At 63.2% G+C, this 26,261-nt stretch carries 26 protein-coding genes; 9 read left to right on the forward strand and 17 right to left on the reverse strand.

Annotated features, from left to right (window positions below; genetic code table 11):
- Entirely contained in the window at window positions 1-1,239 is a 1,239-nt protein-coding gene (locus L1K66_RS11125; RefSeq protein WP_034954230.1) for a lipoprotein-releasing ABC transporter permease subunit, read from the reverse strand.
- A 237-nt stretch (window positions 1,240-1,476) separates the two neighbouring features.
- Here L1K66_RS11125 and purF point away from each other — a divergent pair, with 237 nt between their 5' ends.
- The 3 genes from purF (at window position 1,477) to L1K66_RS11140 (ending at window position 4,204) form a co-directional block, all read left to right on the forward strand.
- Window positions 1,477-2,979, forward strand: coding sequence for an amidophosphoribosyltransferase (gene purF, locus L1K66_RS11130; protein WP_034954829.1), 1,503 nt, complete (start codon window positions 1,477-1,479; stop codon window positions 2,977-2,979).
- A gap of 3 nt (window positions 2,980-2,982) precedes the next feature.
- Entirely contained in the window at window positions 2,983-3,696 is a 714-nt protein-coding gene (locus tag L1K66_RS11135; protein WP_252257948.1) for an SDR family NAD(P)-dependent oxidoreductase, read from the forward strand.
- Window positions 3,697-3,856: 160 nt separating this feature from the next.
- Window positions 3,857-4,204 (forward strand): PilZ domain-containing protein, encoded by a 348-nt coding sequence (locus tag L1K66_RS11140; protein WP_252257949.1) that lies wholly within the window; start codon window positions 3,857-3,859, stop codon window positions 4,202-4,204.
- A gap of 36 nt (window positions 4,205-4,240) precedes the next feature.
- On the opposite strand, the gene L1K66_RS11145 is transcribed toward L1K66_RS11140, so the two are convergent.
- From L1K66_RS11145 to L1K66_RS11160, 4 genes are read right to left on the reverse strand one after another with little or no spacing between them, the layout of a single operon-like run.
- The gene (locus L1K66_RS11145; RefSeq protein ID WP_252257950.1) at window positions 4,241-5,440 is read right to left on the reverse strand and encodes a serine hydrolase domain-containing protein; all 1,200 of its coding nucleotides are present in this window, start codon (window positions 5,438-5,440) and stop codon (window positions 4,241-4,243) included.
- An 18-nt stretch (window positions 5,441-5,458) separates the two neighbouring features.
- A complete protein-coding gene (locus L1K66_RS11150; protein ID WP_252257951.1) occupies window positions 5,459-6,694 on the reverse strand; it encodes an SAM-dependent methyltransferase in 1,236 nt (411 codons plus the stop codon).
- Between the two features lie 54 nt (window positions 6,695-6,748).
- Window positions 6,749-8,143: a cryptochrome/photolyase family protein gene (locus L1K66_RS11155; RefSeq protein WP_252257952.1), complete on the reverse strand. Its 1,395-nt coding sequence runs from the start codon at window positions 8,141-8,143 to the stop codon at window positions 6,749-6,751.
- Window positions 8,144-8,158: 15 nt separating this feature from the next.
- On the reverse strand, window positions 8,159-9,115 hold the full coding sequence (locus tag L1K66_RS11160) for a metal-dependent hydrolase (RefSeq protein ID WP_252257953.1): 957 nt from the start codon (window positions 9,113-9,115) through the stop codon (window positions 8,159-8,161).
- Between the two features lie 98 nt (window positions 9,116-9,213).
- Between L1K66_RS11160 and L1K66_RS11165 the strand changes: the two genes are divergently transcribed.
- Window positions 9,214-10,164: an alpha/beta hydrolase gene (locus L1K66_RS11165; RefSeq protein WP_252257954.1), complete on the forward strand. Its 951-nt coding sequence runs from the start codon at window positions 9,214-9,216 to the stop codon at window positions 10,162-10,164.
- The gene (locus L1K66_RS11170) at window positions 10,161-10,634 is read left to right on the forward strand and encodes an RNA pyrophosphohydrolase (RefSeq protein ID WP_252257955.1); all 474 of its coding nucleotides are present in this window, start codon (window positions 10,161-10,163) and stop codon (window positions 10,632-10,634) included. The genes L1K66_RS11165 and L1K66_RS11170 overlap by 4 nt, the downstream gene beginning before the upstream one ends.
- A gap of 15 nt (window positions 10,635-10,649) precedes the next feature.
- Here the strand turns inward: L1K66_RS11170 and L1K66_RS11175 are convergent, their stop codons facing one another.
- From L1K66_RS11175 to L1K66_RS11195, 5 genes are all read right to left on the reverse strand, one after another.
- A complete protein-coding gene (locus L1K66_RS11175; RefSeq protein WP_252257956.1) occupies window positions 10,650-11,144 on the reverse strand; it encodes a tetratricopeptide repeat protein in 495 nt (164 codons plus the stop codon).
- Window positions 11,145-11,205: 61 nt separating this feature from the next.
- Entirely contained in the window at window positions 11,206-12,384 is a 1,179-nt protein-coding gene (locus L1K66_RS11180) for an RsmB/NOP family class I SAM-dependent RNA methyltransferase (protein ID WP_252257957.1), read from the reverse strand.
- Window positions 12,385-12,513: 129 nt separating this feature from the next.
- Window positions 12,514-13,968, reverse strand: a complete 1,455-nt coding sequence (guaB, locus tag L1K66_RS11185) for an IMP dehydrogenase (RefSeq protein ID WP_034954251.1) — start codon at window positions 13,966-13,968, stop codon at window positions 12,514-12,516.
- Between the two features lie 97 nt (window positions 13,969-14,065).
- A complete protein-coding gene (locus L1K66_RS11190) occupies window positions 14,066-15,544 on the reverse strand; it encodes a M20/M25/M40 family metallo-hydrolase (protein ID WP_252257958.1) in 1,479 nt (492 codons plus the stop codon).
- Window positions 15,541-16,308, reverse strand: coding sequence for a 3-hydroxybutyrate dehydrogenase (locus L1K66_RS11195; RefSeq protein ID WP_252260492.1), 768 nt, complete (start codon window positions 16,306-16,308; stop codon window positions 15,541-15,543). The genes L1K66_RS11190 and L1K66_RS11195 overlap by 4 nt, the downstream gene beginning before the upstream one ends.
- Before the next feature lie 125 nt (window positions 16,309-16,433).
- On the opposite strand from L1K66_RS11195, the gene ypfJ reads away from it, so the two are divergent.
- Entirely contained in the window at window positions 16,434-17,303 is an 870-nt protein-coding gene (gene ypfJ / locus L1K66_RS11200) for a KPN_02809 family neutral zinc metallopeptidase (RefSeq protein WP_252257959.1), read from the forward strand.
- The gene (locus L1K66_RS11205; RefSeq protein WP_252257960.1) at window positions 17,281-17,802 is read left to right on the forward strand and encodes a hypothetical protein; all 522 of its coding nucleotides are present in this window, start codon (window positions 17,281-17,283) and stop codon (window positions 17,800-17,802) included. Before ypfJ ends, L1K66_RS11205 begins: the two co-directional genes overlap by 23 nt.
- A gap of 72 nt (window positions 17,803-17,874) precedes the next feature.
- Here the strand turns inward: L1K66_RS11205 and L1K66_RS11210 are convergent, their stop codons facing one another.
- Together L1K66_RS11210 and L1K66_RS11215 are read right to left on the reverse strand one after the other, a co-directional pair.
- Window positions 17,875-19,524 (reverse strand): M56 family metallopeptidase, encoded by a 1,650-nt coding sequence (locus L1K66_RS11210; RefSeq protein WP_252257961.1) that lies wholly within the window; start codon window positions 19,522-19,524, stop codon window positions 17,875-17,877.
- Window positions 19,521-19,922 (reverse strand): BlaI/MecI/CopY family transcriptional regulator, encoded by a 402-nt coding sequence (locus L1K66_RS11215; RefSeq protein ID WP_256471450.1) that lies wholly within the window; start codon window positions 19,920-19,922, stop codon window positions 19,521-19,523. Before L1K66_RS11215 ends, L1K66_RS11210 begins: the two co-directional genes overlap by 4 nt.
- Before the next feature lie 122 nt (window positions 19,923-20,044).
- Here L1K66_RS11215 and L1K66_RS11220 point away from each other — a divergent pair, with 122 nt between their 5' ends.
- Entirely contained in the window at window positions 20,045-21,604 is a 1,560-nt protein-coding gene (locus L1K66_RS11220; RefSeq protein WP_252257962.1) for an esterase-like activity of phytase family protein, read from the forward strand.
- On the opposite strand, the gene L1K66_RS11225 is transcribed toward L1K66_RS11220, so the two are convergent.
- Window positions 21,576-22,592 carry a C13 family peptidase gene (locus L1K66_RS11225; protein ID WP_252257963.1) on the reverse strand — a complete coding sequence of 339 codons (1,017 nt, stop codon included), beginning with the start codon at window positions 22,590-22,592 and terminating at the stop codon, window positions 21,576-21,578. The two genes, L1K66_RS11220 and L1K66_RS11225, sit on opposite strands and share 29 nt — an antisense overlap.
- Before the next feature lie 180 nt (window positions 22,593-22,772).
- On the opposite strand from L1K66_RS11225, the gene L1K66_RS11230 reads away from it, so the two are divergent.
- Complete coding sequence (locus tag L1K66_RS11230; RefSeq protein WP_252257964.1) at window positions 22,773-22,910, forward strand: hypothetical protein; 138 nt, start codon at window positions 22,773-22,775, stop codon at window positions 22,908-22,910.
- Between the two features lie 7 nt (window positions 22,911-22,917).
- Here L1K66_RS11230 and L1K66_RS11235 read toward each other — a convergent pair whose 3' ends face one another.
- From L1K66_RS11235 to sdhD, 4 genes are read right to left on the reverse strand one after another with little or no spacing between them, the layout of a single operon-like run.
- Window positions 22,918-23,478, reverse strand: coding sequence for a DUF3592 domain-containing protein (locus L1K66_RS11235; protein WP_252257965.1), 561 nt, complete (start codon window positions 23,476-23,478; stop codon window positions 22,918-22,920).
- Window positions 23,475-24,002, reverse strand: a complete 528-nt coding sequence (locus L1K66_RS11240; protein WP_252257966.1) for a hypothetical protein — start codon at window positions 24,000-24,002, stop codon at window positions 23,475-23,477. Before L1K66_RS11240 ends, L1K66_RS11235 begins: the two co-directional genes overlap by 4 nt.
- 29 nt (window positions 24,003-24,031) lie before the next feature.
- The gene (gene sdhA, locus L1K66_RS11245) at window positions 24,032-25,870 is read right to left on the reverse strand and encodes a succinate dehydrogenase flavoprotein subunit (RefSeq protein WP_252257967.1); all 1,839 of its coding nucleotides are present in this window, start codon (window positions 25,868-25,870) and stop codon (window positions 24,032-24,034) included.
- Window positions 25,870-26,256 carry a succinate dehydrogenase, hydrophobic membrane anchor protein gene (gene sdhD / locus L1K66_RS11250; protein WP_252257968.1) on the reverse strand — a complete coding sequence of 129 codons (387 nt, stop codon included), beginning with the start codon at window positions 26,254-26,256 and terminating at the stop codon, window positions 25,870-25,872. Before sdhD ends, sdhA begins: the two co-directional genes overlap by 1 nt.
- Window positions 26,257-26,261: the final 5 nt, after the last annotated feature.

Raw genomic sequence — 26,261 nt, forward strand, 5'->3', positions numbered from 1 at the left:
TCACTCATAGCGCAGCACCTGAACAGGATCGGTGTTGGACGCCTTGAACGCCGGATACAGCGTCGCAAGGAAGCTCATGCCGATCGCCAGCGCGGTGATCCCGATGATTTCCCACGGATCGACCAGCACCGGCAGGCTGGTGAGGAACCGCACCTGCGGATCCCAGATCGGCACCCCGGTGATCGCCGCAATGCCATCAACGATGCCGTTGCGGAAATACAGCAGCACGAAACCGAGGATCAGCCCGGCCACCGTCCCCAGCGCGCCGACAGTCGTACCCGTGGTCACGAATATCTTGAGCAGGCTGCGCCGCGTCGCGCCCATCGTCCGCATGATCGCGATGTCGCGCGTCTTGGCGCGCACCATCATCACGAGGCTCGACAGAATGTTGAAACAGGCGACCAGCACCATGAAGCTGAGCACGAAGAACATCGCGACGCGCTCCACCTCAAGCGCTTCGAACAGCGAGGAATTGATCGTTTTCCAATCGGCGATCACCGCCCTGCCCGTCAGCGTCTGCTCCACGGGGCCGAGGATCTGGCCGACCTTGTCGGGATCGGTCACGGTCACTTCGATCAGCCCCACCGTATCGCCCAGCAGCAACAGCGTCTGCGCATCGGACATCGGCATGATCACGAAGGTTTCGTCGAAGTCGTACAGCCCGATCTCGAAAATCGCCCCGACCTCGTAGCCGACCTGCCGGATCGTAGTGCCGAACGGCGTGGTGCGCCCTTGCGGATTGATGATCGTGATCGTGTCGCCGACCCGTGCGCCCATATTGGCTGCGAGCCGCGATCCGATGGCTACTTTCCCGGCATCAGGCTGCAGTGTGCGCATGTCGCCGATCAGCACCTTGTCAGCGAGCGCGTCGATATCTTCCTGCGTATGTCCGCGCACGAAGATCGCATTGGCCCGGCCGTTGTAGCTGGCGAGCAGTGGCTGTTCGATCAGCGGGGATGCGCTGACAACGCCTTCGGTCGCGCGCACTTGCTCCAGCACGCTTTCCCACCCGTCGAGCTCGCCACCATAGGCCTGGATCACCGCATGGCCGTTCAATCCGCTGAACTTCTCCAGCATTTCGGAGCGGAAGCCGCCCATCACGCTCATCACCAGCACCAGCATGGCGACCGAGAGCATGACAACGCCGACCGATATTCCTGCGACAAGCGCGATAAAAGCCTCGCCCTTGCCCGGCCACAGATACCGCTTGGCGATCATTCGTTCGAAAGGAGAAAGCATGGATGCCCGGTTGTCTGGCTGCGGAAATGTGAACCGAGCCTGTAAGGTGCTGCTCCGTCCCGCACAATGGACAAGTGCCCGGCGCCTGTGAGTAATCCGCGCGGCAAGCGCCGTCCTCTGTCACGGTCCGGTCATCAAAAAAGGCGAGGAGCCGACGGCGAACAAAGCTTGTAATTGAACCGTAACACCGCCATGGAGCGCCCACGGCGGGGGCAGCGCAGCGGGCACATTACGGCGATGGCACACGACGGATTTATTTCACCGGCTGGCAATATCACGCATCCTTTCCTCGACGAAGACGGGGACAAGCTGCGTGAGGAATGCGGCATTTTCGGCGCGATCAAGGCCGAACGGGCAGCAGCAGCCACGGCTCTGGGACTGCATGCGCTCCAGCATCGCGGACAGGAAGCAGTCGGTATAACCAGTTTCGACGGCAAGGACTTCATTTCGCGGCGCGGTCTTGGCCATGTGGCCGAGAATTTCTCCTCTGCCGAAGCGATTGCCGAACTGCCCGGCACGATGGCGGCGGGCCATGTCCGCTATTCCACCACCGGCGGGGCCGGCTTACGCAATGTGCAGCCGCTCTATGCCGAACTGGCCAGCGGCGGCTTTGCCATCGCCCACAACGGCAATATTTCCAACGCCATGGCGCTGCGCAAGGATCTGGTCGGGCGCGGTTCGATCTTCCAGTCGACTTCCGACACCGAAGTCATCATCCACCTCGTCGCAACCTCGCGCTATCCCACCATTGCCGATCGGCTGATCGACGCGTTGCGCTTCGTCGAAGGGGCCTATGCGCTGATCGTCATGACGCCCGAAGGCATGATTGCATGCCGCGATCCCCTGGGCATCCGCCCGCTTGTGATGGGCAAGATGGGCGATGCCGTGGTGTTCGCCAGCGAAACCGTGGCCTTCGATGTCGTAGGCGCGGAATTCATCCGCGAAGTCGAGCCGGGCGAAATCCTGCAAGTCGATTTCGAGGGCAACATCACCAGCTCGCATCCCTTCGGCAAGCCTGCCGCGCGGCCGTGCATTTTCGAACACGTGTATTTCAGCCGCCCCGACAGCATCTTTGCCGGGCAAAGCGTCTATGAGGCGCGCAAGGCCATCGGCACGCAACTGGCTATCGAATCGCCCTGCGATGTCGATCTGGTGGTGCCCGTGCCCGACAGCGGCGTTCCGGCCGCAATCGGCTATGCCCAGCGCTCGGGCGTGCCGTTCGAACTTGGCATCATCCGCTCGCACTATGTCGGGCGCACCTTCATCCAGCCTTCGGACGCGGCGCGCCATTCGGGCGTGAAGCGCAAGCACAACGCCAATCGCGGCCTTGTCGAAGGCAAGCGCATCGTTCTGATCGACGATTCGATCGTGCGCGGCACGACCAGCCTCAAGATCGTGGAAATGATGCGCGAAGCTGGCGCAAGCGAAGTGCACTTCCGCGTTGCCAGCCCGCCGACAGCGCATTCGTGCTTCTATGGCGTCGATACGCCCGAACGCTCCAAACTGCTGGCCGCGCGCATGGAGCTTGAGGCGATGCGCGAATTCATCAAGGCCGACAGCCTCGCCTTCATCTCGATTGACGGACTTTACCGCGCCGTCGGTTCCAAGGGTCGGGACAAGGCGTGTCCGCAATTCTGCGACGCGTGCTTCACCGGGGATTACCCCACTTCGCTGACCGACCTTTCGCTGAGCGATCGCAAGTCCGACGAACTTCCTTTCGTAGACCCCAAGGCTGCCTGATCCATGACCGAGAACAAACCGCTTGCAGGGCGTACGGCCCTGGTTACCGGCGCGAGCCGTGGCATTGGCGCAGCGACTGCCATTGCTCTTGCCGAACAAGGCGCGCACGTCATTCTCGTCGCGCGCAAGGTCAAGGCGCTCGAAGCGGTGGAAGACCAGATCCACGCCGCTGGCGGCACCTCCACCATTGCTCCGATCGACCTCACCGAACCGGACGCAGTGACGCGTCTTGCATCGGCCATCGCCGGGCGGTGGGATGCGCTCGATATCATGGTGATTTCCGCAGCTTACCTGCCGGAGTTGACACCGCTTTCGCAAATCGACCCCAAACAGTTCAACCAGGCGATCATGACCAATGTGGTCGCGACTCAGGCGCTGCTTGCGGCGTTCGACCCGCTGCTGCGTCGCGCCGAAGCGGGACGCATCATCGGCCTGACCAGCAGCGTGGGCGCTTCGCCGCGCTCGTTCTGGGGGGCTTATGGTTCGACCAAGGCTGCGTTCGACAATCTGCTTCAGACCTACGCTGCGGAAGTCGAAAAGCTCAGCCCGCTGCGTGTCGCCATCGTCGATCCGGGCGCGACCCGCACGGAAATGCGCGCCCGCGCCTATCCCGGAGAAAAGCCCGATACGGTGAAGCCGCCCGAAGCGGTGGCGACCCGCCTGATCGATCTGCTCAAACAGGATTTCACCACCGGGCACCGCGAACGCGTGGACTGATCGGCGCGGCACCGCACCAATGCGGTGCTTCGGCCATTTCCCCTTACATTGCTGTTAACCTTTTTGTGCAATCAATCTCTAAGCCTGTCAGGTGGAATAAGGGTCCGACCACAGACCGGCACAGAGACCAAAAGAGCATATTGGAAAAGGTTGCGAGGCAATGCCGACCGACAACAACAGCTACCGTATCGCTGCGCAGGAAGATCGCTGCTCGCCGCGGACCCGGCTTACCATTCCCGCCACGCTACGGGCATCGGGCGGTCGTGCGTTCCAGAGCGTTGTCCATGATCTTTCAATTTCCGGCTTTTCTGCCGCATCGATCAACCGCATGCACGAAGGCCAGATTTGCTGGCTGACACTGCCGGGGCTCGAATCGCTTCAGGCTCAGGTCGTGTGGTGGGACAATTGCATCGTCGGCTGTGCCTTCGAGGAATTGCTGAGCCCGATCGTGCACGACAACATCCTGCAACGTTACAGCAACACCGGCGTCTATCGCCCGATGGCGTGAGAAAGGCCGGGCAAGGTCGCCCGGCCATCCTTCCATTCAATCGGAAGCCGCGATTCCGGCCGCGATCGCGCCCCATTTCGCTCGGTTTTCGCTGCTGGTCGCAGTCGGCCAGTTGCTCACCACGGTCAGCACCAGTTCTTCGCTCGGCACGATCGTGATCGATTGGCCAAAGATCCCCTGCGCGCCGAAAGAGCCGGGATAGGTCCACCACTGATAGCCATAGCCGTATCCCGAATCGCCGAAATCGACGAGCGAATCGCCCGCTTCGGCAAACCAGCCTTCAGGCACGGCGTTGCCGCCCCCTTCAAGCGCGAACACGCCCATGCGGGTGTAATCGGCCAATGACAGCGACAGACAGCACCCGCCGATATTGCCGCCGCGCGGATCGACCATCCAGAACAGCCCGTTCTCGAAGCCCGCAGGCTCGACAATCTTTTCCTGCGCATATTCGGCCAGTGACAGGCCGACGGCATTTTCGACCAGCAGGCCGATCAAATTCGTCTCACCCGTCTTGTAGACCCATTTCTCACCCGCAGGCGCCTCGCGCTTCAATTCGCGCATCTGGGCGACGATGGCTTCGGGGCCGTATTCGACGACGAAGCGGTTCATCTGCGCCACGTCGCTGTTGGGATCGGTGTAATCCTCGTTCCAGGCTACGCCGCTTGTCATGGTGGCGAGCTGGCGCACCGTCACACCTTCGTAAGCGGAGCCGGCAAGGCCGGGGATATAGCGCGTCACAGGATCATCGAGGCTGGCGATGAACCCGTCGCGAATAGCCGCGCCAAGCAGCGTCGAGGTGAAGCTCTTGGCCACCGAAAAGCTGGTCCAGCGTTGGTCGGACGAAAAGCCAAGCGCGTAATCTTCAAACCGGACGGTGCCGTTCTTGTACACCATCACCCCGGCGGCGTTGGTTTCCAGCATGGTTGCGCGGATTTTCTGCGCCAAAGCAGCAGGCAGAGCCTCCCCCTGCGGCAAGGGGCGAGGCTGGCGCGCGGCGGGGACTTCGTGCCCGGCAAACCAGTTTTCCATCTCGCGGAACCGGGCCGAACGCTGTTCATCGCTCCAGAACAACACCTGCAATTGCGAGGGATCACGCTCCTGCGGCGTCACCATCGTCACAGCGGCAAGCTGCGTCGCATCCGCGCCGCTCGCTCCGTCAGCCGTGGTATAGGTCGTCGCACAGCCGCCAAGTGCCAGCGCCAGCGCGATACCCGATGCCAGTGACTTCAATTTCATGTCAGACCCTCTCCTGTCTCAATTCTTTACCAGCGTAACCTGATGGACATCGATTGTCCCGGCCAGAAAGCCGCCTTCGCAATAGGACAGGTAATAGCGCCACAGCCGCACGAAGCGATCGTCGAACCCGTCGGGTAGCCTTCCTTCGGCCACAGCCGCGTCAAACCGTTCGCGCCACATGCGCAAGGTGGCGGCATAATCCTGCCCGAAATCGACCTGATCCCGCCATGAAAGTCCGCGTTCTGCCGCCAGTGCGCGGAACTCCGAAGCCTTGATCAGCAAGCCTCCGGGAAAGACATAGGCCTGAATGAAATCGGCGGCGCGGGCGTAATCCTCGAACACGTCATCGGCCATCGAAATGAATTGCAGTGCCGCGCGCCCGCCCGGCTTCAGATTGCGCGCGAGGCAATCCATGAAAGTCGGCCAGTATTCGCGCCCCAGCGCCTCGACCATCTCGACGCTGGCGATGGCGTCGTATTGCCCCGTTGTTTCGCGATAATCCTGCTTGCGAAATTCGATACCGGACGATGCGTGTTCGCGCGCCCAGCGCAATTGCTCGTCCGACAGGCTGATCGCGGTGACTTGCGCGCCGGTGCGGGCGATCCTGTCAGCCAGCGCGCCCCAGCCGCAGCCGATCTCCAGCACCGTCTCCGCATCGCCCAGTCGTGCGACAATGCCCGAAAGCTTGCGCTGCTGCGCAGCTTCGATCCCGTCATCCCCCACCTCAAGCGCGCTTGAATAGGTCATGCTCGGATCGAGCCATTGCTCATAGAAATCATTGCCAAGATCGTAATGCGCAGAGATATTGCGCACCGATCCGCTGCGATCGTTGCGGTTCATCTGGTGCGCGAACAGGCCGATCAGCCGGAACAGTCCCGAACTGCGCGCGGTGTTCTTCAGAGTTCGGACATTGTCGGACATCAGCGCAAACATGTGCGCGTGATTGTCGGCCTCCCACTCGCCTGCCTCATAGGCCTGAAACCAGCCCACAGATCCGCCAGTGGCGAGCCGCAGCAGCGCGCGCCAATCCTTCAGCCGGATTTCGACATCAAAGCCCGCAGCGCGCCCGCCCAGCACCCGCGTGGTGCCGTCGGGCAGATACGCTGTGATCGAACCACGCTCCAGCCCCGCATCGACCTGCGCCAGAATCTTTGCAAAACCGGGGGCCATCAAACGGGCAAGCAAGCCCGGAGCGGGCGCAAACCGCGCACCCGCGCTCAGCAATTCCCCGCCTCTGATCCCCTGCGACGTCATGCGCCATGCCATAGGCGCGACATGCGCCCAACGGCAAGGTGACGTATGGCCAGATCAGTCGCACTTGATCGCCTTATACGCAGCCAATGCACGCTCGCGCGCCTGTTTGTGGCCGATGATCTTAGGCGGGTAAGCCTTTGGCAGACGGCCGAATTCCTCGGGATCGTGGATATAGGGCTCGTCCAGACCGCGAAGTTCCGGCACGTATTCGCGGATATATCGCGCCGCGTCGAACTTCTCCGACTGCGACAGCGGGGCCATGATCCGCACGAACATGTTGCTGTCCACGCCCGTTCCGGCGGTCCATTGCCAGTTGGTCGCATTGCTGGCGTAATCGGCATCCACCAGCGTATCCCAGAACCATTGTTCGCCCACGCGCCAGTCGATCAGCAGGTGTTTGATCAGGAAGCTGGCGGTGATCATCCGCACCCGGTTGTGCATCCACCCGGTCTGCCACAGCTGGCGCATCCCGGCATCGACGATGGGGTATCCGGTGCGCCCCTGCTGCCAAGCCTTCAAGTCTCGCGCGGCGCGATCATCCGTCGCGGGATCGCGCCATTCGATCTGGTCGAAATCCTCGCGGTAATTGTTGCGGGCATAGAGCGGGAATTGCGCGACGGTGTTCTGCGCATAATCGCGCCAGATCAGCTCGCTTTCGAAGGTCCGCCAGCCGTCCGAACGCTTGTGCTTGAAGCGGTGCCAGATCTGTACCGGCGAAATCTCGCCGAAATGGAGATGCGGCGACAGGCGCGATGTCTTGTCCACGCTCGGCAAATTGCGCTTGTCGTCATAGTCGTCGACGTGGGTCTCCCACCAATCGAGCCTTTCGTGCGCGGCGGCCTCCCCCACCTGCCAGAAATCCCGCATCCCCCCGGCCCAGTCGGGCCTTTTCGGGAGCAGGTTCCAATCCTCCAGAGCGTCACTGGCGGGGAAGCTATCGGGCGATGAAAGCGTCTCGGGCTCGGGCAATTCGTCGCGCGGGGGGAATTGCGCGCGCACGGCGCGGCTGAAGGGGGTGTAGATCTTGTACTGCCCACCCGTCCCCGTCTGGATCGAACCCATCACGGTGAGGAAATTGGCATCGTCGTAGCGTTTCAGCTCGATCTTCTCGCCCAGCGCCTTTTCCGCATTGCGCCACCAAGGTTCGTAATGGCGATTGGCGTGAATGGTGGTCGCACCGGTTTCTTCAGCAACCTTAAGCAGTTCCTCCACCGCATCGCCCCGGCGCAGCACGATTCTGGCGTGGCGCTTGGCAAAGCTCGCCTGAAGGCTCTGAAGCGAATGATGCAGCCACCAGCGCGACACGCCGCCATAGGCATGGGTGCTGGCGCGATCATCATCCAGCACGTAAACGGTGATGACCGGGCCGGCCTTTGCCGCGTGATAAAGGGCGGGATTGTCGGCCATGCGCAGATCGCGCCGCAGCCAGACGATTTGAATGTCACTCATGTGGGCCAAAGCGCGTCAGTCGCTGTCAAGTTCCTCACATTTCACATCCGGCAGCGCGACCGAGAACCGTCCCCGCGCACGAGGATCATAGAAGCGGGCGTCGTAGAGGATCACCGAGCCATCATCAGCCCGCACCGCAAAGGGCGCGCGCGACCAGAAGAGGAAGGCATCGAGTTGGGAGGTCTCCAATCGCTCGTCGTCCAAATCCGGCAATTCGCAATTCCGGTCAGAAAGCGGCCGATGCTCCCCCAGAAATCCGGGCGTGTAGACCCCGACCTGCCACACTCCGTCCGGCATCTTGTGAAGCAGCTCCCGCTCCCAGAAATAGAGGGGCAGCGGGCTCACGATGACTTCGGCGAGGCGGCCATAGCCATGGGTGCCATTCGCGCCGTCACGGATCGCTTCGGACCAAAGCCAGTTTACCCCGATATAAGCCAGCATTGCCGCAATCCCGATCCGCGCAGGCTTGGCCCAATTCCCGCGCTTCTTTTCCTGCCGCCGCGACCACCACAGGCTGGCGATCAGCAGCGCCCACAACCACACGTCGATGATGAACAGCGTGTCGCCATAGAACCACTGCGAGGAAAACGGCTCCAGAAACCGCACGCCATAGACATTGAGCCAGTCGAGCGCCGGGTGGCTTAGACAGCCGATGAAGCTGAGGGCATAAAGCCACCCGAAATGCACCGGCAGGCGTCCTTCGGGCCTCTTGCCGCGCTTCGTCTGCCACCGGTCAAACGCCCACAGCAGCCCCGCCAGTATCAGCGGCAACAGCACCATCGCGGGCGGGCCGTGAGTGATCCCGCGGCGAAAGCCCAGATGCTCGGTCCCCTCCAGCCAGAAAAAGCACGCAGCATCGACATCGGGCAGGTTCGCGCCGATGATCAGGGCAGGCATGGCGAGCCCGGTTTTCTTCTTCAGCCCCGCCTGCCCCAGCACCGCGCCGACAAGGCTATGTGTAAGATTGTCCATGGTTTTGCTGCCTATCCCCGCGCCAGCATCAAAGCGAGTGGAAATGCGCCGCCAACTCGCCTAGCGATGCGGCAGAGCACGGGAGAGAGAATACCGCGATGACTGATACCCCATACATCCGCCCCGACATGAAAGCCTTTCTCGATGCGCTTGCCGCGATCGGCGGACCTAAGATCGCCGAGATGACGCTGGAGGAAGCGCGCGCTTCCTATGTCACGCTGCACGGCATGGCGGACCGTCCGGCGCGTGATCTGGCACTGGTGCGCGATCTGACCTGTCCCGGCCCGGATGGCGACATCCACCTGCGCCTCTATGACACACGCGAGGCACGCGAACCCGGCCCGGTCATCACATTCTACCACGGCGGCGGTTTCGTGATCGGCGATCTGGAGACGCACCACAATCTCTGCACCGAGATTGCCGCGCTGATGGACCTGCCGCTGGTCGCGGTCGATTACCGGCGGGCGCCGGAGCACCCCTTCCCCGCCGCGATTGACGATTGCGAGGCGGCAACGCGCTGGATCGCTTCCTCGCCTGAAGGTTTAGGGCGCGAAGTCACGGGCATCGTCACCATCGGCGACAGCGCCGGAGGCACGGCGACGCTGGCGGTGGGGCAATTGCTGGCCGACAATCCCGCCGATGTCCCGGTGGTGTTGCAGGTGCCGATCTTCCCGCTTGCCAGCAATGCGATGGGATCAACCAGCCTTGAGGAATTTGCCGACGGCTTCATCCTCAGCAAGGTCGCGGTCGAGTTCTTCGATCAGGCCTATGGCGCGCCGCGCGACGATCACCGCGCGTTTCCGATCCTGGGCGATCACTGCAAGGCGCCGCCGACGGTGCTCGTCACCGCCAGCCTCGATCCGATCCGGGATTCGGGGCGCGATTATGCCAAGGCGCTGGCCGATGCCGGGCGCGACTGCGTGTTCCTCGAAATGCAGGGTGTCACCCACAGCTTCACCAATATCCGGCAGGCTGTTCCCAGCACTCAGGGCGATCTGGAACGGATGATCGCGGCGATGAAGTTCATGCTCGGGAATCCGGCCCAATGAGCGAGCTTCCCTATCGTCCCTGCGCCGGCTTCATGCTGGTGAACCACGAACGCAAAGTCTTCGTCGGCCAGCGCATCGACGCCTCGGCACACGGTTTCTGGCAGATGCCGCAGGGCGGGATCGACAAGGGCGAAGACCCGCAGGAAGCGGCCCTGCGCGAGTTGGAAGAGGAAACCGGGATCGGCGCGCATCTGGTGGAGGTGATCGCCCCCGCATCGCGCACCATGCTGTATGATCTGCCGCCCGATCTGCTGGGCCGGGTGTGGAAGGGCAAATATCGCGGACAGGAACAGTTCTGGTATCTCGGCCGCTTCCTCGGCAGCGATGCCGATATCAACCTTGAGGCGCATGATCCGCCCGAATTCAACGAATACCGCTGGATCGCGCCCGAACAGCTGCCCGAGCTGATCATTCCGTTCAAGCGCGATGTCTACACCGCGCTGGTCAAGGAATTCGCGCCGCTGATCTGATGATCGGTTGCTGGCCTAGTTGCTGGCAGGCCCGCCCTCTGCCGTGTCCGCTGCAAGCCGCGCCGGAGGGCCGGCGGCAATCGTCGCCTTGAGCGCGACGGTTTCGGGGCAGCTTTCGCCGCACAGGCTTTCAAGCCGGGAAAGGTTGCGCTGCGCCTTTTCGATCGCGCCCTTTTCCACCAGCGCCTCACCCTCGCCCGAGATCGCGGCGAAATTGCCGGGATCGCGCGCAAGAGCCTCGCGATAGTAACGGATCGCCTTGCCCTGCAATCCGTCGCGGCGCGCAGCCTCAGCCAGATCGAGGAAAATCGGAGTGTAACCCGGATCGACGGCCAGCGCGGCTTCGAACGAGTCGATGGCGGTCTGCACATCGCCTGCTTCAAGAGCGGCGCGCCCTTCCGCAATCAGCATCGCGGCACGCGGTTCGGCCTCTCGTTCCCCCGCGCTCGTCACGCTTGCCGTGGTGGCAAGGAATAGCGAGAGTGCAGCGGCTACGGGCGCGAAACGCATGAACAGCTCCTTTGATGCAGACAGCCGGGATGGATAGGCGTTTGCCATGAGGTCAAGGCTATCATGCCGAACGCAGGATGGCGACAAAAAACCCGTCCGTGCCATCGTGATGCGGCGTGAGGCGCATGCCCGCCCCTTGCGACCTTCCCAAGGGGATATCCACGGCCTCCGCCTGCCAGCCCTGATGCCGGGCAAGGAAAGCAGCAATCCTGTCCGCGCCTTCTTCGTCAAGCACCGAACAGGTTATGAAAGCGAGCACGCCGCCCGCCCGCACCAGCGATGCGCCGATGTCGAGCACGTGATCCTGCAGCTTGGTGAGACGTTCCAATTCGCCGCGATCAAGCCGCCAGCGTCCTTCGGGATTGCGGCGCCAGGTGCCGGTGCCCGAACAGGGCGCGTCGACAAGCACACGGTCTGCCTTGCCCAGCCACGGGGCAAGCGCTTCTGCCTCACGGCCGGGATCGAGCAGAACGGTGTGATCCACCTGCGCCCCGGCGCGCGCGGCGCGGGGAGCCAGATTGCCGAGGCGGCGTTTGTCGGTATCGCAAGCGATCAGGCTGGCCGCATTACCGGTTGCCGCTGCCAACGCCAGCGTCTTGCCCCCTGCCCCGGCGCAAAGATCGACAATCACTTCGCCCGGCTGCGGGTTCAACGCGGCGCAGACCCATTGGCTGCCGTGGTCCTGTATCTCGATCAGCCCTTCGCGAAAGGCATCCCATTGTTCGACCTGAGTGCCTGAGGGAAAGCGCAAGCCCTGCGGCGCAGCCAGTGGCTCGCCCGCTTCGGGAAGCGTGATGGAGCCGCGATCCGCCTTCAGCGCGTTGACCCGGATATCCAGCGGGGCGCGTTCGAGCAGCGCCCATGCATCCGCGCCTTTCAATCCCGAAGCGGTGATCCTTGAAGCAAGCCATGATGGGCCGATTCCGGTCTTGGCCGGTTTTTCATCCTCGCCAATCGCTGCGGGGCCATGTGGCGATCCGTCGAACAGCGGGGCAATCGCCTTGTCCTTGGCCGCCAGCGCCAGCATAGCGGCGCGCCCGCTGTGCGGCGTCGGCCCGCACAGCCTGATCGCGGCATAGACAAGCTCGCGGACGGCCCGCCGGTCTTTCGACCCGGCATAGCGGCGTTGGCGGAAATAGTCGGCGATCAGCCTGTCAGCCGGCGCGCCCTTGGCACGGGCAGCCTCGATGATCTGGTCGAGCAGTTCGATCGCGGCCTGAACGCGTGCGGCGGGTGTCATCGAAAGACCTAAGGCAAAAGTGGAACGGTCGCGCAGTGACCGCAAGGGCGAAGGTCCGCCCGCAGCGGGTGCGTAGCACGGCGGAGCATGTATAGCGAGGAAGCGTCCGCGGATACGGGCGCGCGCAAGTCAGCGCGTGGGATAGTTGGGTGCCTCTCGCGTGATAGCCACGTCATGGACATGGCTTTCCGAAAGGCCCGCATTGGTTATCCGCACGAACTGGGCGCGCGATTGCAGATCCTTGATCGTGGCCGATCCGGTGTAGCCCATTGCCGCCTTGATCCCGCCGACCAGCTGGTGGATCACATCGGCTGCCGGGCCCTTGAATGGCACCTGTCCCTCGATCCCTTCGGGGACGAGTTTCATGGCCGAAACATCCTGCTGGAAATACCGGTCTGCACTGCCGCGCGCCATCGCGCCGACGCTGCCCATGCCGCGATAGGCCTTGTAGCTGCGGCCCTGGTACAGGAACACCTCGCCCGGGCTTTCGGTGGTACCGGCCAGCATCGATCCGACCATGACGGTGGAAGCGCCCGCTGCCAGAGCCTTGGCCGCGTCACCCGAGGTCCGCAGGCCGCCATCGGCAATCACCGGAACGCCCGATTTGGCGGCTTCGGCGGCGCTTTCCATAACGGCGGTAAGCTGCGGCACGCCGACGCCTGCGACCACACGGGTGGTGCAGATCGAGCCGGGGCCGATACCCACCTTGATCGCATCCGCTCCCGCATCGATCAGCGCGCGGGTCGCCTCTGCCGTGGCGACATTGCCCGCGATAACCTGAACCGAATTGGACAGCGCCTTGACCCGTTCAACCGCCTTGGACACGTCACGGTTGTGACCGTGCGCGGTGTCGATCACCACCACGTCTACTTCCGCATCGACCAGCGCGGCGGTGCGTTCGAAACCCTTGTCGCCCACCGTGCTTGCCGCAGCCACCCGCAGGCGTCCGGCGGAATCCTTGGTCGCATCGGGATAGGTCACGGCCTTTTCGATGTCCTTCACCGTGATCAGGCCGATGCAGCGATAGGCATCGTCCACGACCAGCAGCTTTTCGATCCGGCGGGCGTGAAGCAGGCGGCGGGCGTCTTCCTGCGAAGTGCCGAGCGGCACAGTCGCGAGGTTTTCGGTCGTCATCAGCTCGCGCACCGGCTGCATCGGGTTTTCGGCAAAGCGCACGTCGCGGTTGGTGAGGATGCCGACCAGCTTGCCGTCGCGATCGGTCACCGGAATGCCGCTGATCCGGTGTTGCTGCATCAAAGCCTGCGCATCGCCCAGCACCGCGTCCGGGCCGATGGTGATCGGGTTCACCACCATACCGCTTTCATACCGCTTCACCGCACGCACGGCGGCGCATTGCTCGTCGATATCAAGGTTGCGGTGAAGCACGCCGATGCCGCCCAATTGCGCCATTGCAATGGCCATGTCGGCTTCGGTCACCGTGTCCATCGCGGACGACAAAACCGGGATGTTGAGCGCGATTTCGCGCGTCAGCATCGTCTTGGTGTTGGCCATGCTGGGCAGGACGTTGCTTTCCGCCGGGCGGAGCAGAACGTCGTCGAATGTGAGACCGAGGGGGATATCCATGTGCACGCAAGCTTTCGTCTGTTTGCCGCCGTCTCAGGCGGATCGAATCGTGCACGTCCCTGTAGGGCGGGTTTTGCGGGAAAGCTAGGGCGTGAGCCTATTTGTCGGCGGCGGGATAGGCTGTGGTGCTGGCAAAGCGGCGGATCAGTTCCTCGTGCAGCAGCAGATCGTCGATCGCCCCGCCCAGTTGCAGCGCCTCAAGCTCGTCACCGAGACGGTGGTAATTGCTCGACAAATAGGGATCGAGAATGATCTCCGAACCGAAGGAGCTGGACAGGAACACCGCCGGAACCCCTGCCTCCAGCAAGGCCCAGCCATCCTGCCGCCGCACGAACCTTTCGGCCAGTTGCTTGTCGCCAAGTTCGCGTTTGCCCGCGAGCATCACTTCGAGGATCACCGGATCAAGGCCGGTGCGCCCTTCCCCGACAAAGCCCACCGGGCTGCCTGCTGGCGCTATCGCCACCGTGTCGAAATTGAAGGCGGCCACGATGCTGTCGAGCGGCAGCGGAGGTTCCTCGACAAAGGCCTTTGCCCCCAGCAATCCGGATTCCTCGGCGGTGGTGGCAAGGAAGTAGACGTCGCGATCCAGAGGGCCGCTGGCAGACAAACGGCGTGCCAGTTCCAGCATCACCGCAATGCCGCTGGCATTGTCGATTGCGCCGTTGCAGATGCGGTCCTCGCTGGTTTCGGGACGACATTCACCCAGATGGTCCCAATGGCCCAGCAGCAGCACCGCGCCCGATCCGCGCACCTGTCCCGGCAACAGCCCGAGGACATTGGTGCTGTTGAATTCGCGCCGGTCCGAAACCGCTTCGATAGTGGCCTGCGCGCCAAGCGGCCCGGGTGCGAAATCCTCGCCCGCAGCCGCCTCGATCAGCGAATTCCAGTATTCCTCGCCCAGCACCTTCTGCATCGCAGCCTGCGTGACGAAGGCGCTCAGACGCTTTTCCTCTTCGCTGGCGAGGAACACGCGCTCCCGCCCAAAGGCGCGGTTTGTAGCGGTAATCGCCTCGGCATCCTCGACCACTGTGATGATTGCCGCCGGATCGGCTTCGAACAGGCGCGCGCGCCGGGCCGGACTGACACCGGGTTCGCCCAGCATCACCACGACTTTGCCCGCGATCATCTCCGGCTCGACCGTTTCGCCTTCGAACCCGACGAAGATCATGCTCGCGCCATTGACCAGCAGGCGCCGGGCCGAAGTGAAGGCTGCGGCATCCTCTGCTGCGAGCGAGGTGGTGCGCCCTTCATAGGCAATCGAGATCGCGCTGGAACGCGCGGTGCTGCTCACCAATGCTACCGGCGCCTTCCATGCGCTGCCGGGGTCATTGGTACCCGATACCAGCCCGGCCTGTTGCATCTGGCCGATGATATATTCGACCGTCAGAACCTCGCCCTCGGTCCCCGGCTGCCGTCCGGCGAACTTGTCACTCGCCAATACCGAGATATCGCGCATCAGCGCGGTTTCGATCTGTGCGCGTTCCTCGATCGGCGCGGTGGCGAGCGGAACCTTGGCGCAAGCCGCCAGCGCCAGGCTGACGGCGAGCAAGACGAAATTGCGACCCGCCTTGATCATTCCGCCGTCCATCCCCCGTCGATGCTGTAATTCGAGCCGGTGATATTGCCCGCCTCGTTACGGCAGAGGAAGGCCGCGAGCGCGCCGACTTCTTCGGGCTGGACGAATTTCTTGGTTGGCTGCTTGGCCAGCAGCACATCGTTGATCACCTGTTCACGGGTCAGCCCGCGCGCCTTCATCGTATCGGGGATCTGCCCTTCGATCAGCGGGGTCCAGACATAGCCGGGGCTGATGCAATTGGCCGTCACACCCGTTTGCGCCAGTTCGAGCGCAATCGTCTTGGTGAAACCGGCAATGGCATGCTTGCTGGCATTGTAGGCGCTTTTGAACGGCGATGCGGTGAGCGAGTGCGCCGAGGCGGTGTTGATGATCCGGCCCCAGCCCTTCTCCTTCATCCCCGGAACGGCAAAGCGTGTGGTGTGGAACGCCGCCGTCAGGTTCAGCGCGATGATCGCGTCCCATTTTTCCGGCGGAAATTCCTCAACCGGGGCAACATGCTGCATCCCGGCGTTGTTGACGAGGATATCGATGGTGCCGATTTGCTCCATCATCGCGGCGATGGCATCCGCATCCATCAGGTTCGCGCCGTTGTATTCGGCCCCGAGTTCCGCCCGGATCGCCTCGATCTCGTCCGGATCGCCGAAGCCGTTCAGCACCACGTCGGCCCCTTCGGCACGAAGCGCGCGAGCGATTGCCAGCCCGATCCCAGACGTCGATCCCGTTACCAATGCGCGTTTGCCTTTGAGCGCTTCGCCCTTGAGCATTTCCATCAACTCCTGCAACTGTAGCTTCGACAATGCTTTCGCCTCGCTAGCCTGCTGTGTCCAGAGGTTTGCAAGCGCGATTTACCGGTTGCAACATTGCCGGGATCGGTCGGGAGGAAAATTCAGTGCGGCTCAATCCATTCGATACGGACAAGATCAAGGTCCGATCCAGCGGCGGTGGCGGTGGCGGGATGCGCAGCGCGGGCGGCGTGGGTTGCGGCACTCTGGTGATCGCGCTGGTCGCCGCGCTCGCATTCGGAGTTGACCCGGCACAGACCGTTGCCGTGTTGGGCGGGATCGAACAACAAGGCTCGCCCCAGACATCGCAGGGCGACCTCACCGAGCAGCAAGTGTGCAGCAGCAACCCCTATGCCCGCGAGGCCTGCGATGCGCTGACCAGCCTAAACGAGACATGGGCCCCCGAATTCGCCCGCGCCGGGGTGCGGTTCGAAGAACCGGTGCTCGATCTGTATCGCACCGGCCGCGTCAACACGCAGGGCTGCGGCAGCGCGTCGTCTGCGGCGGGGCCGTTCTATTGCCCGGCGGACCTTGGCATCTACATCGATGTCGGCTTTTACGATCAGCTCGCGCAGATGGCCGGAACCGGCGGCGATTTCGCGCGGCTTTACGTTATCGCGCATGAATATGGCCACCACATCCAGAACATGACCGGCCTTGCCGCGCAGGTGCGCAGCCTTCAGCAACGCAACCCTTCGCAATCCAACGCGCTTCAGGTGCGCATGGAATTGCAGGCGGATTGCTATGCCGGAGTATGGGCGGGCAAGAACCGCAGCCGGATCGAACGCGGCGATATGGAAGAAGGGCTGCGCGCCGCCAGTTCGATTGGCGACGACACGCTGATGCGCAACGCCGGACAGCGCATCAATCCCGAAAACTTCACCCACGGAACCAGCCAGCAGCGCATGGACGCGTTGCGGCGGGGATTGGAGAGCGCCGATGACGCGGCATGCGATGTCTATTTCGACTTCAGCTAAGGCGGGCATTGCCCTCGCGCTGGCAGTTTGCCTTGCCGCCCCGGCTCAGGCGCAGGTGATCAAGGATGATCCCGACGCGATGGATGTCGCGCGCACCCCGCTGGAAGATTTCAACATCGACAGCGATGATATCCCGGAAATTCTGGTGAAGGCCGCCGGCGATCCCTACGCCTCCGAAGGGTTCACCACCTGCAATGAAATCGTTGCCGAGATCGCCGCGCTCGACCGGGCATTGGGTGCCGATTTCGACATTGCCGATGACGAACAACGCCGCATCAGCCGCGGGCGCATCGCGCAAAGCGTGGTCGGGTCTTTCATTCCGTTTCCCGGGATCGTTCGCGAAGTGTCGGGCGCGAATGCGCGCCGCAGCGAAGTCAATCTGGCGATCACGGCAGGCATGGTGCGGCGCGGCTTCCTGAAAGGCATGGGATTGCAGCGCGGCTGTTCCTATCCCGCCCGCCCGCGCGAGGAACGCGGGACCATGACTTCGGGCAAATAGCCCCTCCACACAGAAAAAGGGCCGGCGTCATGACGACACCGGCCCGCTTGCTTCCCTCAGGCTCGATGGGGCTCAGCGCGCAGCTTCGTCCCAGCTTTCGATCTGGCGATCGAGCTCGCGCAGGATGCGGTTGCGCATGCTCTGCGACAGTTCGCGGTCACGGGCGATTTGGTCGCGCGCTTGCTGGAGGCCTTCGCGGGCCTTGGCCATCACCCGCGTCTGGCACACCATGACAACGCGGCTGCCATCGCTGTTTTCGGTGGTGGTGGCGACTTCATCGGAATTGCGGTCGCATTCCATCTTGACGATGGTGCGTTCTTCCCCGGCGGCGCGGGCCTCTTCGGCTTCCTTCATCGCGCGTTCCATGATCTGCGGCAGGTCTTCCAGAACCTTGTCCGCTTCGGCGAGGCTGCGGCGGATTTCGACGCGGACTTCTTCCATGTCTTCTTCGGTCATGGTTTCGCCGTCGCGCTTGACCCAGCGCATCACGCGTCGCTCGGTGCCTTCACCTGCCTCGTCTTCGCTGGCATCGCCCGAACGGAAGACGAAAACCCGTTCCTCGCGCCGGACTTCGCCGTCAGTCTCGCTGTCCGGATCGATCTCGATGATGACATGCTCCACACGCTCGCCCTCGGGTGCCTCTGGCGGGGTCGGAGCCTCGGGCGGGGTCGGCGCGCTCGGCGGTGCCGGGGGCGCTTCGGGGGCTTGCTGTGCCTCGCTTGCGGCATAGCTGATGGTTGCGGTCAACGGCAGGGCGACAATTGCCGCGCCCAGCATCGCCCGGCCCGCAATGCGGCGGCGGATCGAAGTGTTGTTCATTTTCAAGCTCCTCAAACGGTGAATTATCGATTTTTCGCCCAGCACCGGGCACGCCATCGGCGCGGTCAGGGCGTGATTAGGGACAAGATCAGGCGTGGCGGCAAAGCTGACGATCAATTGGGCATAGGCTTCGCGCGCCTCTGCCGGCTTGCTCGCCATCACGCGGGCATCGCAGGCCGCCTCCTGATCGCGGCGCAGCGCCAGCCAGCCATAGCGGCCAAGCGGGTTGAACCAGTGCAGCGCGAACAGCGGCTGAACCAGAACATTGATAAGCAGGTCACGCCCCTGATGGTGCGCCAGTTCATGCGCCAGCGCGAGATCGCGCGCGGTGCGATCATGCTGCGCCAGGAAGCCGCGCGGCAGAGCCACAACCTTGTCGATCACGCCAAAGGCCAGCGGCGCATTGGTGCCGGATGTTTCGATCAGGCGAACCTTGTCCATCTGCCCGACCTCACTCGACCCGTCGAGCAATTCGGCGCGAAGGCTGAAGTAGGCGGCATACCGCTGGACCAAGAAAATGGCGGCGCCGATGAGCCACACTGCAATGCCGACCTGAAGAAGGGTTCCAAGCTCAAGTTCGGTCACAGGGGTAATCAGCGATAGCGCACCGGACGCCGCCGCCTCTGATCCCGCAGGTCCATCTGTTGCCGCAACTGGAGTGGCAGGATCGAGGATCAGATATTGTGGAGCATCCGTTTGCAGCGCCACGGGAGCCGCAGCAGGTTCGGGCCGCATCCATGCCGGAAGCTCTATCGGGGGAACGACAAGCCGCAGCGCCGGAAGCGCCCACAGGGCATAGGCAACCTGCGGGCCGAACCAGCGCGCGACCGGGCGGCGCAGCAGCAGGACCAGCGTGATCAGCACCGCCGTCCACAACAGCGTTTCAAGCAGCCAGCCCGTCATTGCTTCAGGTCCTTCAGCAGCGCCTCGATTTCCGAAAGGTCATCCGGGGTCAGCGCCTCCGTTTCCGCCAGATGGGCGACCAGCGAAGCGGCCTTGCCGCCGAACAGGCGATCCACAAGACGGCGCGATTCCCCGCCGACGTAATCGGCGCGTGCGATCAGGGGCGAATAGATATAGCGGCGGCCATCGGGGCGGGTTTCGATCGCCTGTTTCTGGACGAGCCGCGACAGCAGCGTCTTGACCGTGGCGAGGCTCCAGTCGCGCTGGTTGCAGACTTGCTCGCACACTTCGGCAGCGGTGGCGGTGCCGCGATCCCACAGGACCTCCATCACCGCGTGTTCGGCCTCGCTGATGCGTTCCGGCTTTTCTGCCGGTCCATTGGCGGGTGACTTGTTCAAGCCTGCCTCCCTTTGCTTGATTACGTCTGTAGTCATTACGATTACGGGTGTAAACATTGCCGCTCGATGAACGGGCCGTTCAGGTGCTTGCTCTTCTGCGGGCAGCCGATATCAACGGACCAATGACATGGATGAAGCCTGTGAAGACCGCCCTTTTCGCCGTGCTGATCGGCCTTGGTGCCGCGTTCAGCCCACCCGCCGCCGCGCAGGACGACATATTCCCGCTGACGCAGCCGGTGGAGCTTGATCCGGCCAATCCCGAGGCCTCCGAAGTCGGGGAACTGATCTTTCGCGGCGGGCTCGAAATCGAACCGGGCGAAGCGGAAATCGGCGGGATTTCCGGGCTCGAATGGCACGAAGACCGGCTTTTCGCCGTGATCGACGACGGGCGCTGGATGACGATGACGCCCGACGAATTCGACGGGCGGCTGATCGATCTGACCGCGATCACCATCGCCCCGCTGCTGGACGAACGTGGACGGCGGCTGCGCGGCAAGGAGGATTCCGATGCCGAAGCGATCACGCGCATGGCCGATGGTTCTTGGCTGGTCGCTTTCGAGCGGGATCATCGCATCTGGCGCTATTCCGCCGATCTCGCCTCCGCTGCTGCGCCCTACCCCGTCGATCTGTCCGCGCTGGTTTCACCCGGATCGCCGAACAACGGGATCGAAACGCTTGCAGCGACAGCGGACGGCCTGATCCTTTGCGGCGAGTATCCTGGCGGTGCATTCCCCAATTGCAGCCGGATCGACGCGGGCGAGACTTCCGATCTCAACATCGCAGCGCCCATTGGCGAATACAGCCCCGTCCCGACCGATGCCGCCTGCGCCAGCAACGGCACCTGCTATGTCCTTCTGCGCGATTACACCCCCGGTGTCGGCAATCACGCCGCAATCGTCGCCGTCGAGCGCGGCGAACAGCCCAAGGTCATTGCAGCGTTCGACCCGAGCCTGACAATCGACAATTTCGAAGGGCTCGCCGTGCGCGAGCAGTACGGGAAGACCTATCTCTACATCGTTTCAGACAACAATTTCTCATCCAGCCAGCGCACGCTGCTGCTGAAGTTCGAGATCAAGGCGGCGGTCGCTCCCGTGCAACCGGTGGAGGCCGTCGCGCCGGAACCGGTGGTCGATTACGAAACGGTCGATGTGGTGCTGGCGACGACGCTGGGCGATATCACGGTGCGGATCGAGACAGAGCGCGCGCCGATCACCGCCGCCAATTTCCTGCGCTATGTCGACGAAGGGCGATTTGACGGGACGGTGTTCTACCGCGCGATGCGGCTCAATCGCGAGCCCCAGCCCAACGGGCTGATCCAGGGCGGAACGCAATTCGATCCCAAGCTGATCCTGCCCGGCATCCCGCACGAACCGACTACCCAAACCGGGCTCAGCCACACTCATGGCGCGCTGTCGATGGCGATGGGCGATCCGGGCACGGCCAATGGCGATTTCTCGATCATGCTGCAGGACCAGACCGGTCTCGACGCCGACCCTAACGCCACCGAAGCGGTCTGGCGCAATGGCTATGCCGTGTTCGGCTATGTGATTGACGGAATGGACGTGGTCTATGCGATCCATGCCCAGCCCGCCGATCCGAACAAGGGCGAAGGGGTGATGCGCGGCCAGATCCTTGCCGAGCCGGTGGAGATCGTTACCGCGCGGCGGGCACCGGCTGGTTGAACTGCGCCGGATCAAAGGCGGGCTGCCCCACCGGGGCGCTTGCGACACGCGGCATTCGCGCTTCGAGTTGCGGCAGCCACCCCCGCGCATTGGCCCCGATGCTGATCTGCGGCAGTGAGGCAAGCACCCGCGCCTTCGTCTCCCATTCAGCCACCGAAAGGCTGGCTACCCGCGCCGCCTGATCGAGCGCGACCGGCTGACGCAAAGCACGGTTGATCAAGGCATCACCATAGAAAGTCCAGTCGTTCTCCGGCCTGCACCCGAATGACGTGCGCTCTGACGCGGCGGCTGTCAGGATCGCGGTGTCATCGCTTGCCAGCGCAGGGACGAACACCCCCGAATAGCACGCGCTGAGGATCAGGATGCGCCGCTCGATCCCGACTTCCTCCAGCACCGCCTTCATCCGTGCGGGCGACAAGATGCCATAGCCGGTATCGCCATAGTGATAGGCCAGCCCCAGCTTCATCCCGTGGCTGGTGGTGTACAGCACCAGCACGTCCTCTTCCGGATCCATCAACTCGGCAACATGCGCCAGCGCGACAAACAAAGCGTCGATCGAACCGCGCGGCAGATCGTCGCTTGTCCCGTCCGGCCCGGCCAGCGTCAGAGTGCGCCCCGCCCCGTCATAGCGGCTTTGCAGCACCCGGCCTGCCTCGCGCGCCTCCCGCGCGAACACCGGATCGCTGTCGAGCGCGATGGTGATCACATAGGCATCGACGGTGCCGGGCCGCTGGCGTTGCAGCGCGCCAAGCGCCGCATCGAGCCTGCGCCGTTGATCCAGCAGATCGCGCGCGCTTTCCCCCCGGCGCAATTGCGGGGCGAGGTCAAAGCTTTCGATCACTTCCTCGCGCGTTTCGCCAATGCCGAGATTGGGGAATGGCGCGGTGTGTTCGGGCGGAGCCGCGGAACTATCCTGCGCGCCCGCCGCATGAGGCAGCGCAAGGGAAGCGCCCAGCGCAAGCAAGCCTATGATCGGGCGCAAGTGCATCGCACCTGTGTTCCGAAACTGGCTCTTCCCGTCAAGGGCGCGGGGCTGGCATTTGTATCAATCCGACAAACTGCGCGGACTGACCGATACATACAATTCCGCTGTAAGTGACAGGCGTATTGGCAGTGCCAACGACTCACCCGGTCGAAAACCACGGTCGCACAACGAAGGAGCTATGACATGACTGATCAAGCACCCGCGCGCGAAAAACCGTCGGGTCAGGACGAAGCGAAGAAGGATCTCGCCTGCGGCCTGTTCGGCCAGCGGATCCACCGCCAGTCGGAAGACCGCGAAGCGCCCGAACCCGTACCGGCCTGAACCCGCTTCAATAAATGCGCCAGCGGTTTCGCTGCGGGCGAAGCATCGCAACGATGAACAGCGCGAAGGCCACGAACCCGAGCGCCATCCAGAATACGAATCCTTGCGGATCGTGATCGCGCAGCAGCGATTTTGCCGGGTCTTTCCGGTTCACCAGCACTTCCACATCGCTGCCGAGCGCAATCCGGCGGAAATCATACCTGTCGACCTTGCCGTAGAATTCGAATGCCTCACCCCGGAATTCGAAGCGTGTGAGAATGTCTGTGTGGCATTTCCAACGGTATCGCAGCCCCCGGCAGTCCTGCATGAACTGATCGAATTCGGGGCTGGCGTGCTCGCCTTCGAAATAGGTCTTGCTGGCGCAGCGCAGCCCGGCGCAGCGATAGAGCCGATGGTCGATCACTTCGCCGGTTGCGACAACTCCGATCCCTTCGAGATAGGTGCGGTAAAACCGGTCGCTCGCCGATTGCACTAGCATGATGACGATTGTGGCCCCAAACAATGCCAGCAGGACGTATCCGGCCCAAAAGCGCGGGTGCGCCGGATGATCGGTTTCCTCACCGCTCATTTCGCGCCAGCGTCCCTCCAGCGCGCAAGATCAACCGCCATTTGCGAAGGCCGGAAGCCCTGCCCCGTCAACAATCGCCTGAAATCGGGCGCGTGATCGAAGTGCTGCAGCTGGCGGTGGTAATAATTGACGTATTCCAGCGCCGCCAATGTGGCAGCGATGCTGGCCGCGATCCGTTCGCCCAGACTTTGCCCGAACCCGATATCGAGCCAGCCCAGAACCGCCGCCGCCACCGCGACCGCGCACAGCACCAGCAAGACGGGCCTGCTGCGATCAGCCAGCGGCAGAAATCGCTGCATCGGCTGCGAATTGCCTTCAAGCTGTTGCAGCTTCACGCGCCAGTATTGCCCGCCAAGCAGCAGCAACAGGCACATCGGGATACAGGTTAGTACCAGCAGCCAGCCAATCGCCTGCTCTTCAAACACGCACCAGATCGCCATAATGGCGGGCACCAGTGCGGCGTTGAGCATTTCCACCGGGCCATACCAGCGCAGGCGTTCGCGGATCCGGTCGCGGCTCATCATCCGGTTTCAGCCAGCGACCGGACCTTGCATCAATACACGCGGGCCTTCGGCTTGATGTACTCGACATCCTCGGTCAGCGTGTATTCGTGCACCGGGCGGTAATCGATCTTGATATCGCCGCCCTTTCCGCCCCAGCCATCAAACCAGGCGACGGTGTGCTTCATCCATTCGGCATCGTTGCGATCGGGATAATCCTCGTGCGCGTGCGCGCCGCGGCTTTCCTTGCGGTTGGCCGCCGATGCCATCGTCACATTCGCCTGAGACATAAGATTGTCGAGCTCCAGCGTCTCGATCAGGTCGCTGTTCCAGATCAGCGACTTGTCGGTGACGTGGATGTCCTCCATCCGCTTGTTCTGTTCGGCGAGGATCTTCACACCTTCGTCCATCAGTTCCTGATCTCGGAACACGGCGCAGTGCTTCTGCATCGCCTTCTGCATGTCCGCGCGGATCGCGGCGGTGGGCGAACCGCCCTGCGCGTAACGGAAGTGATCCAGACGGGTCAGCGCGAAATCGGCGCTGTCGGCGGCCAGTTCGGGCTGCGATGCGCCGGGCTTCAGATTTTCCTTGAGGTGCAAGCCGGTCGCACGGCCGAACACCACGAGGTCGATCAGCGAGTTCGAGCCGAGGCGGTTTGCCCCGTGAACCGAAACGCAGGCCGCCTCGCCCACGGCGTAAAGACCGGGGACGATTGTGTCCGGATTGCCGTCCGCGCCGATGGTGACGACCTGCCCGTGATAGTTACACTGGATGCCGCCCATGTTGTAATGCACCGTCGGCGTCACCGGCAGCGCTTCACGGGTGAGATCGACGCCTGCGAAAATCTTGCCGCTTTCGGTGATGCCCGGCAGACGCTCTGCCAGCACTTTCGGATCGATATGGTCGAGGTGCAGGTGGATATGATCGCCTTCCGGCCCCACGCCGCGCCCTTCGCGCATTTCCAGCGCCATCGAACGGCTGACGACATCGCGCGAGGCGAGGTCCTTTGCGCTCGGCGCGTAACGCTCCATGAAGCGTTCACCTTCGGAGTTGGTGAGGTACCCGCCCTCGCCGCGCGCGCCTTCGGTGATGAGCACGCCCGCGCCGTAAATGCCGGTGGGGTGGAACTGCACGAATTCCATATCCTGAAGCGGCAGGCCGGCGCGCAGCACCATGCCGCCGCCGTCGCCGGTGCAGGTGTGTGCGGAAGTCGCGGTGTAATAGCATCGGCCATAGCCGCCGGTCGCCAGCACCACGCTTTGCGCGCGGAAACGGTGGATCGTGCCGTCATCGAGGCACATCGCCATCACGCCGACGCAGGCACCATTGTGCATGATCAGGTCGAGCGCGAAATATTCGATGAAGAAGTCGGCGTCGTACTTCAGGCTCTGCTGGTACAGGGCATGAAGCATGGCGTGGCCGGTGCGGTCAGCCGCGGCGCAGGTGCGCTGCACCGGCGGGCCGTCGCCCATGTTCTGCATGTGGCCACCGAACGGACGCTGGTAGATCGTGCCATCGGCGTTGCGGCTGAAGGGCACGCCTGCGTGCTCCAGCTCGTAAACCGCCTGCGGTGCTTCGCGCACGAGATATTCGATCGCGTCCTGATCGCCCAGCCAGTCCGACCCCTTGACGGTATCGTACATGTGCCAGGTCCAGTGATCGGGCGTGTTGTTGCCGAGGCTCGCGGCGATCCCGCCTTGCGCGGCAACCGTGTGCGAGCGGGTGGGAAACACCTTGGAAATGTTCGCGGTGCGCAGGCCGGCTTCGGCTGCGCCCGTTGTCGCGCGCAGGCCCGAGCCCCCGGCGCCGACAACCACCACGTCATAGGTGTGGTCAATGATCTTGTAAGCGCCCTTCAGCGAAGCGGCGCCGTTAGCGGGTGCAGTTGCCATCAGGCAGCTCCTGTCAGTGCGAGGCTGGCGACGCTGAAGATAGCGAATGCGCCAGCGCCAAATGCGATGAGGTTGAGCGCCGAAAGCAGCGCGAATTTCATGCCGGCTTCGTGGACGTAATCCTCGATCACGACCTGCAGGCCCAGCCGGGCGTGCCAGAACAGGCTGACGATCAGCAGCATCATCGGCACTGCGGCAATCGGCTTTGCAAGCCAGCCGGAAACGGTTGCGTAGCTGAGATCGCCGAGCATCAGGAAACTGGTGAGCAGCCAGCTCATCAGCACCAGATTGCCGATCGCGGTGGTGCGCTGCACCAGCCAGTGATGCGCGCCGTGATGCGCCGAACCGAGGCCGCGCACTTTTCCGATAGTGGTTCCGTTACCCATGTCGC

Origin of the sequence: Erythrobacter aurantius (assembly GCF_023823125.1) — a bacterium.
In the GTDB taxonomy this organism is placed as follows: Bacteria; Pseudomonadota; Alphaproteobacteria; order Sphingomonadales; family Sphingomonadaceae; genus Erythrobacter; species Erythrobacter aurantius.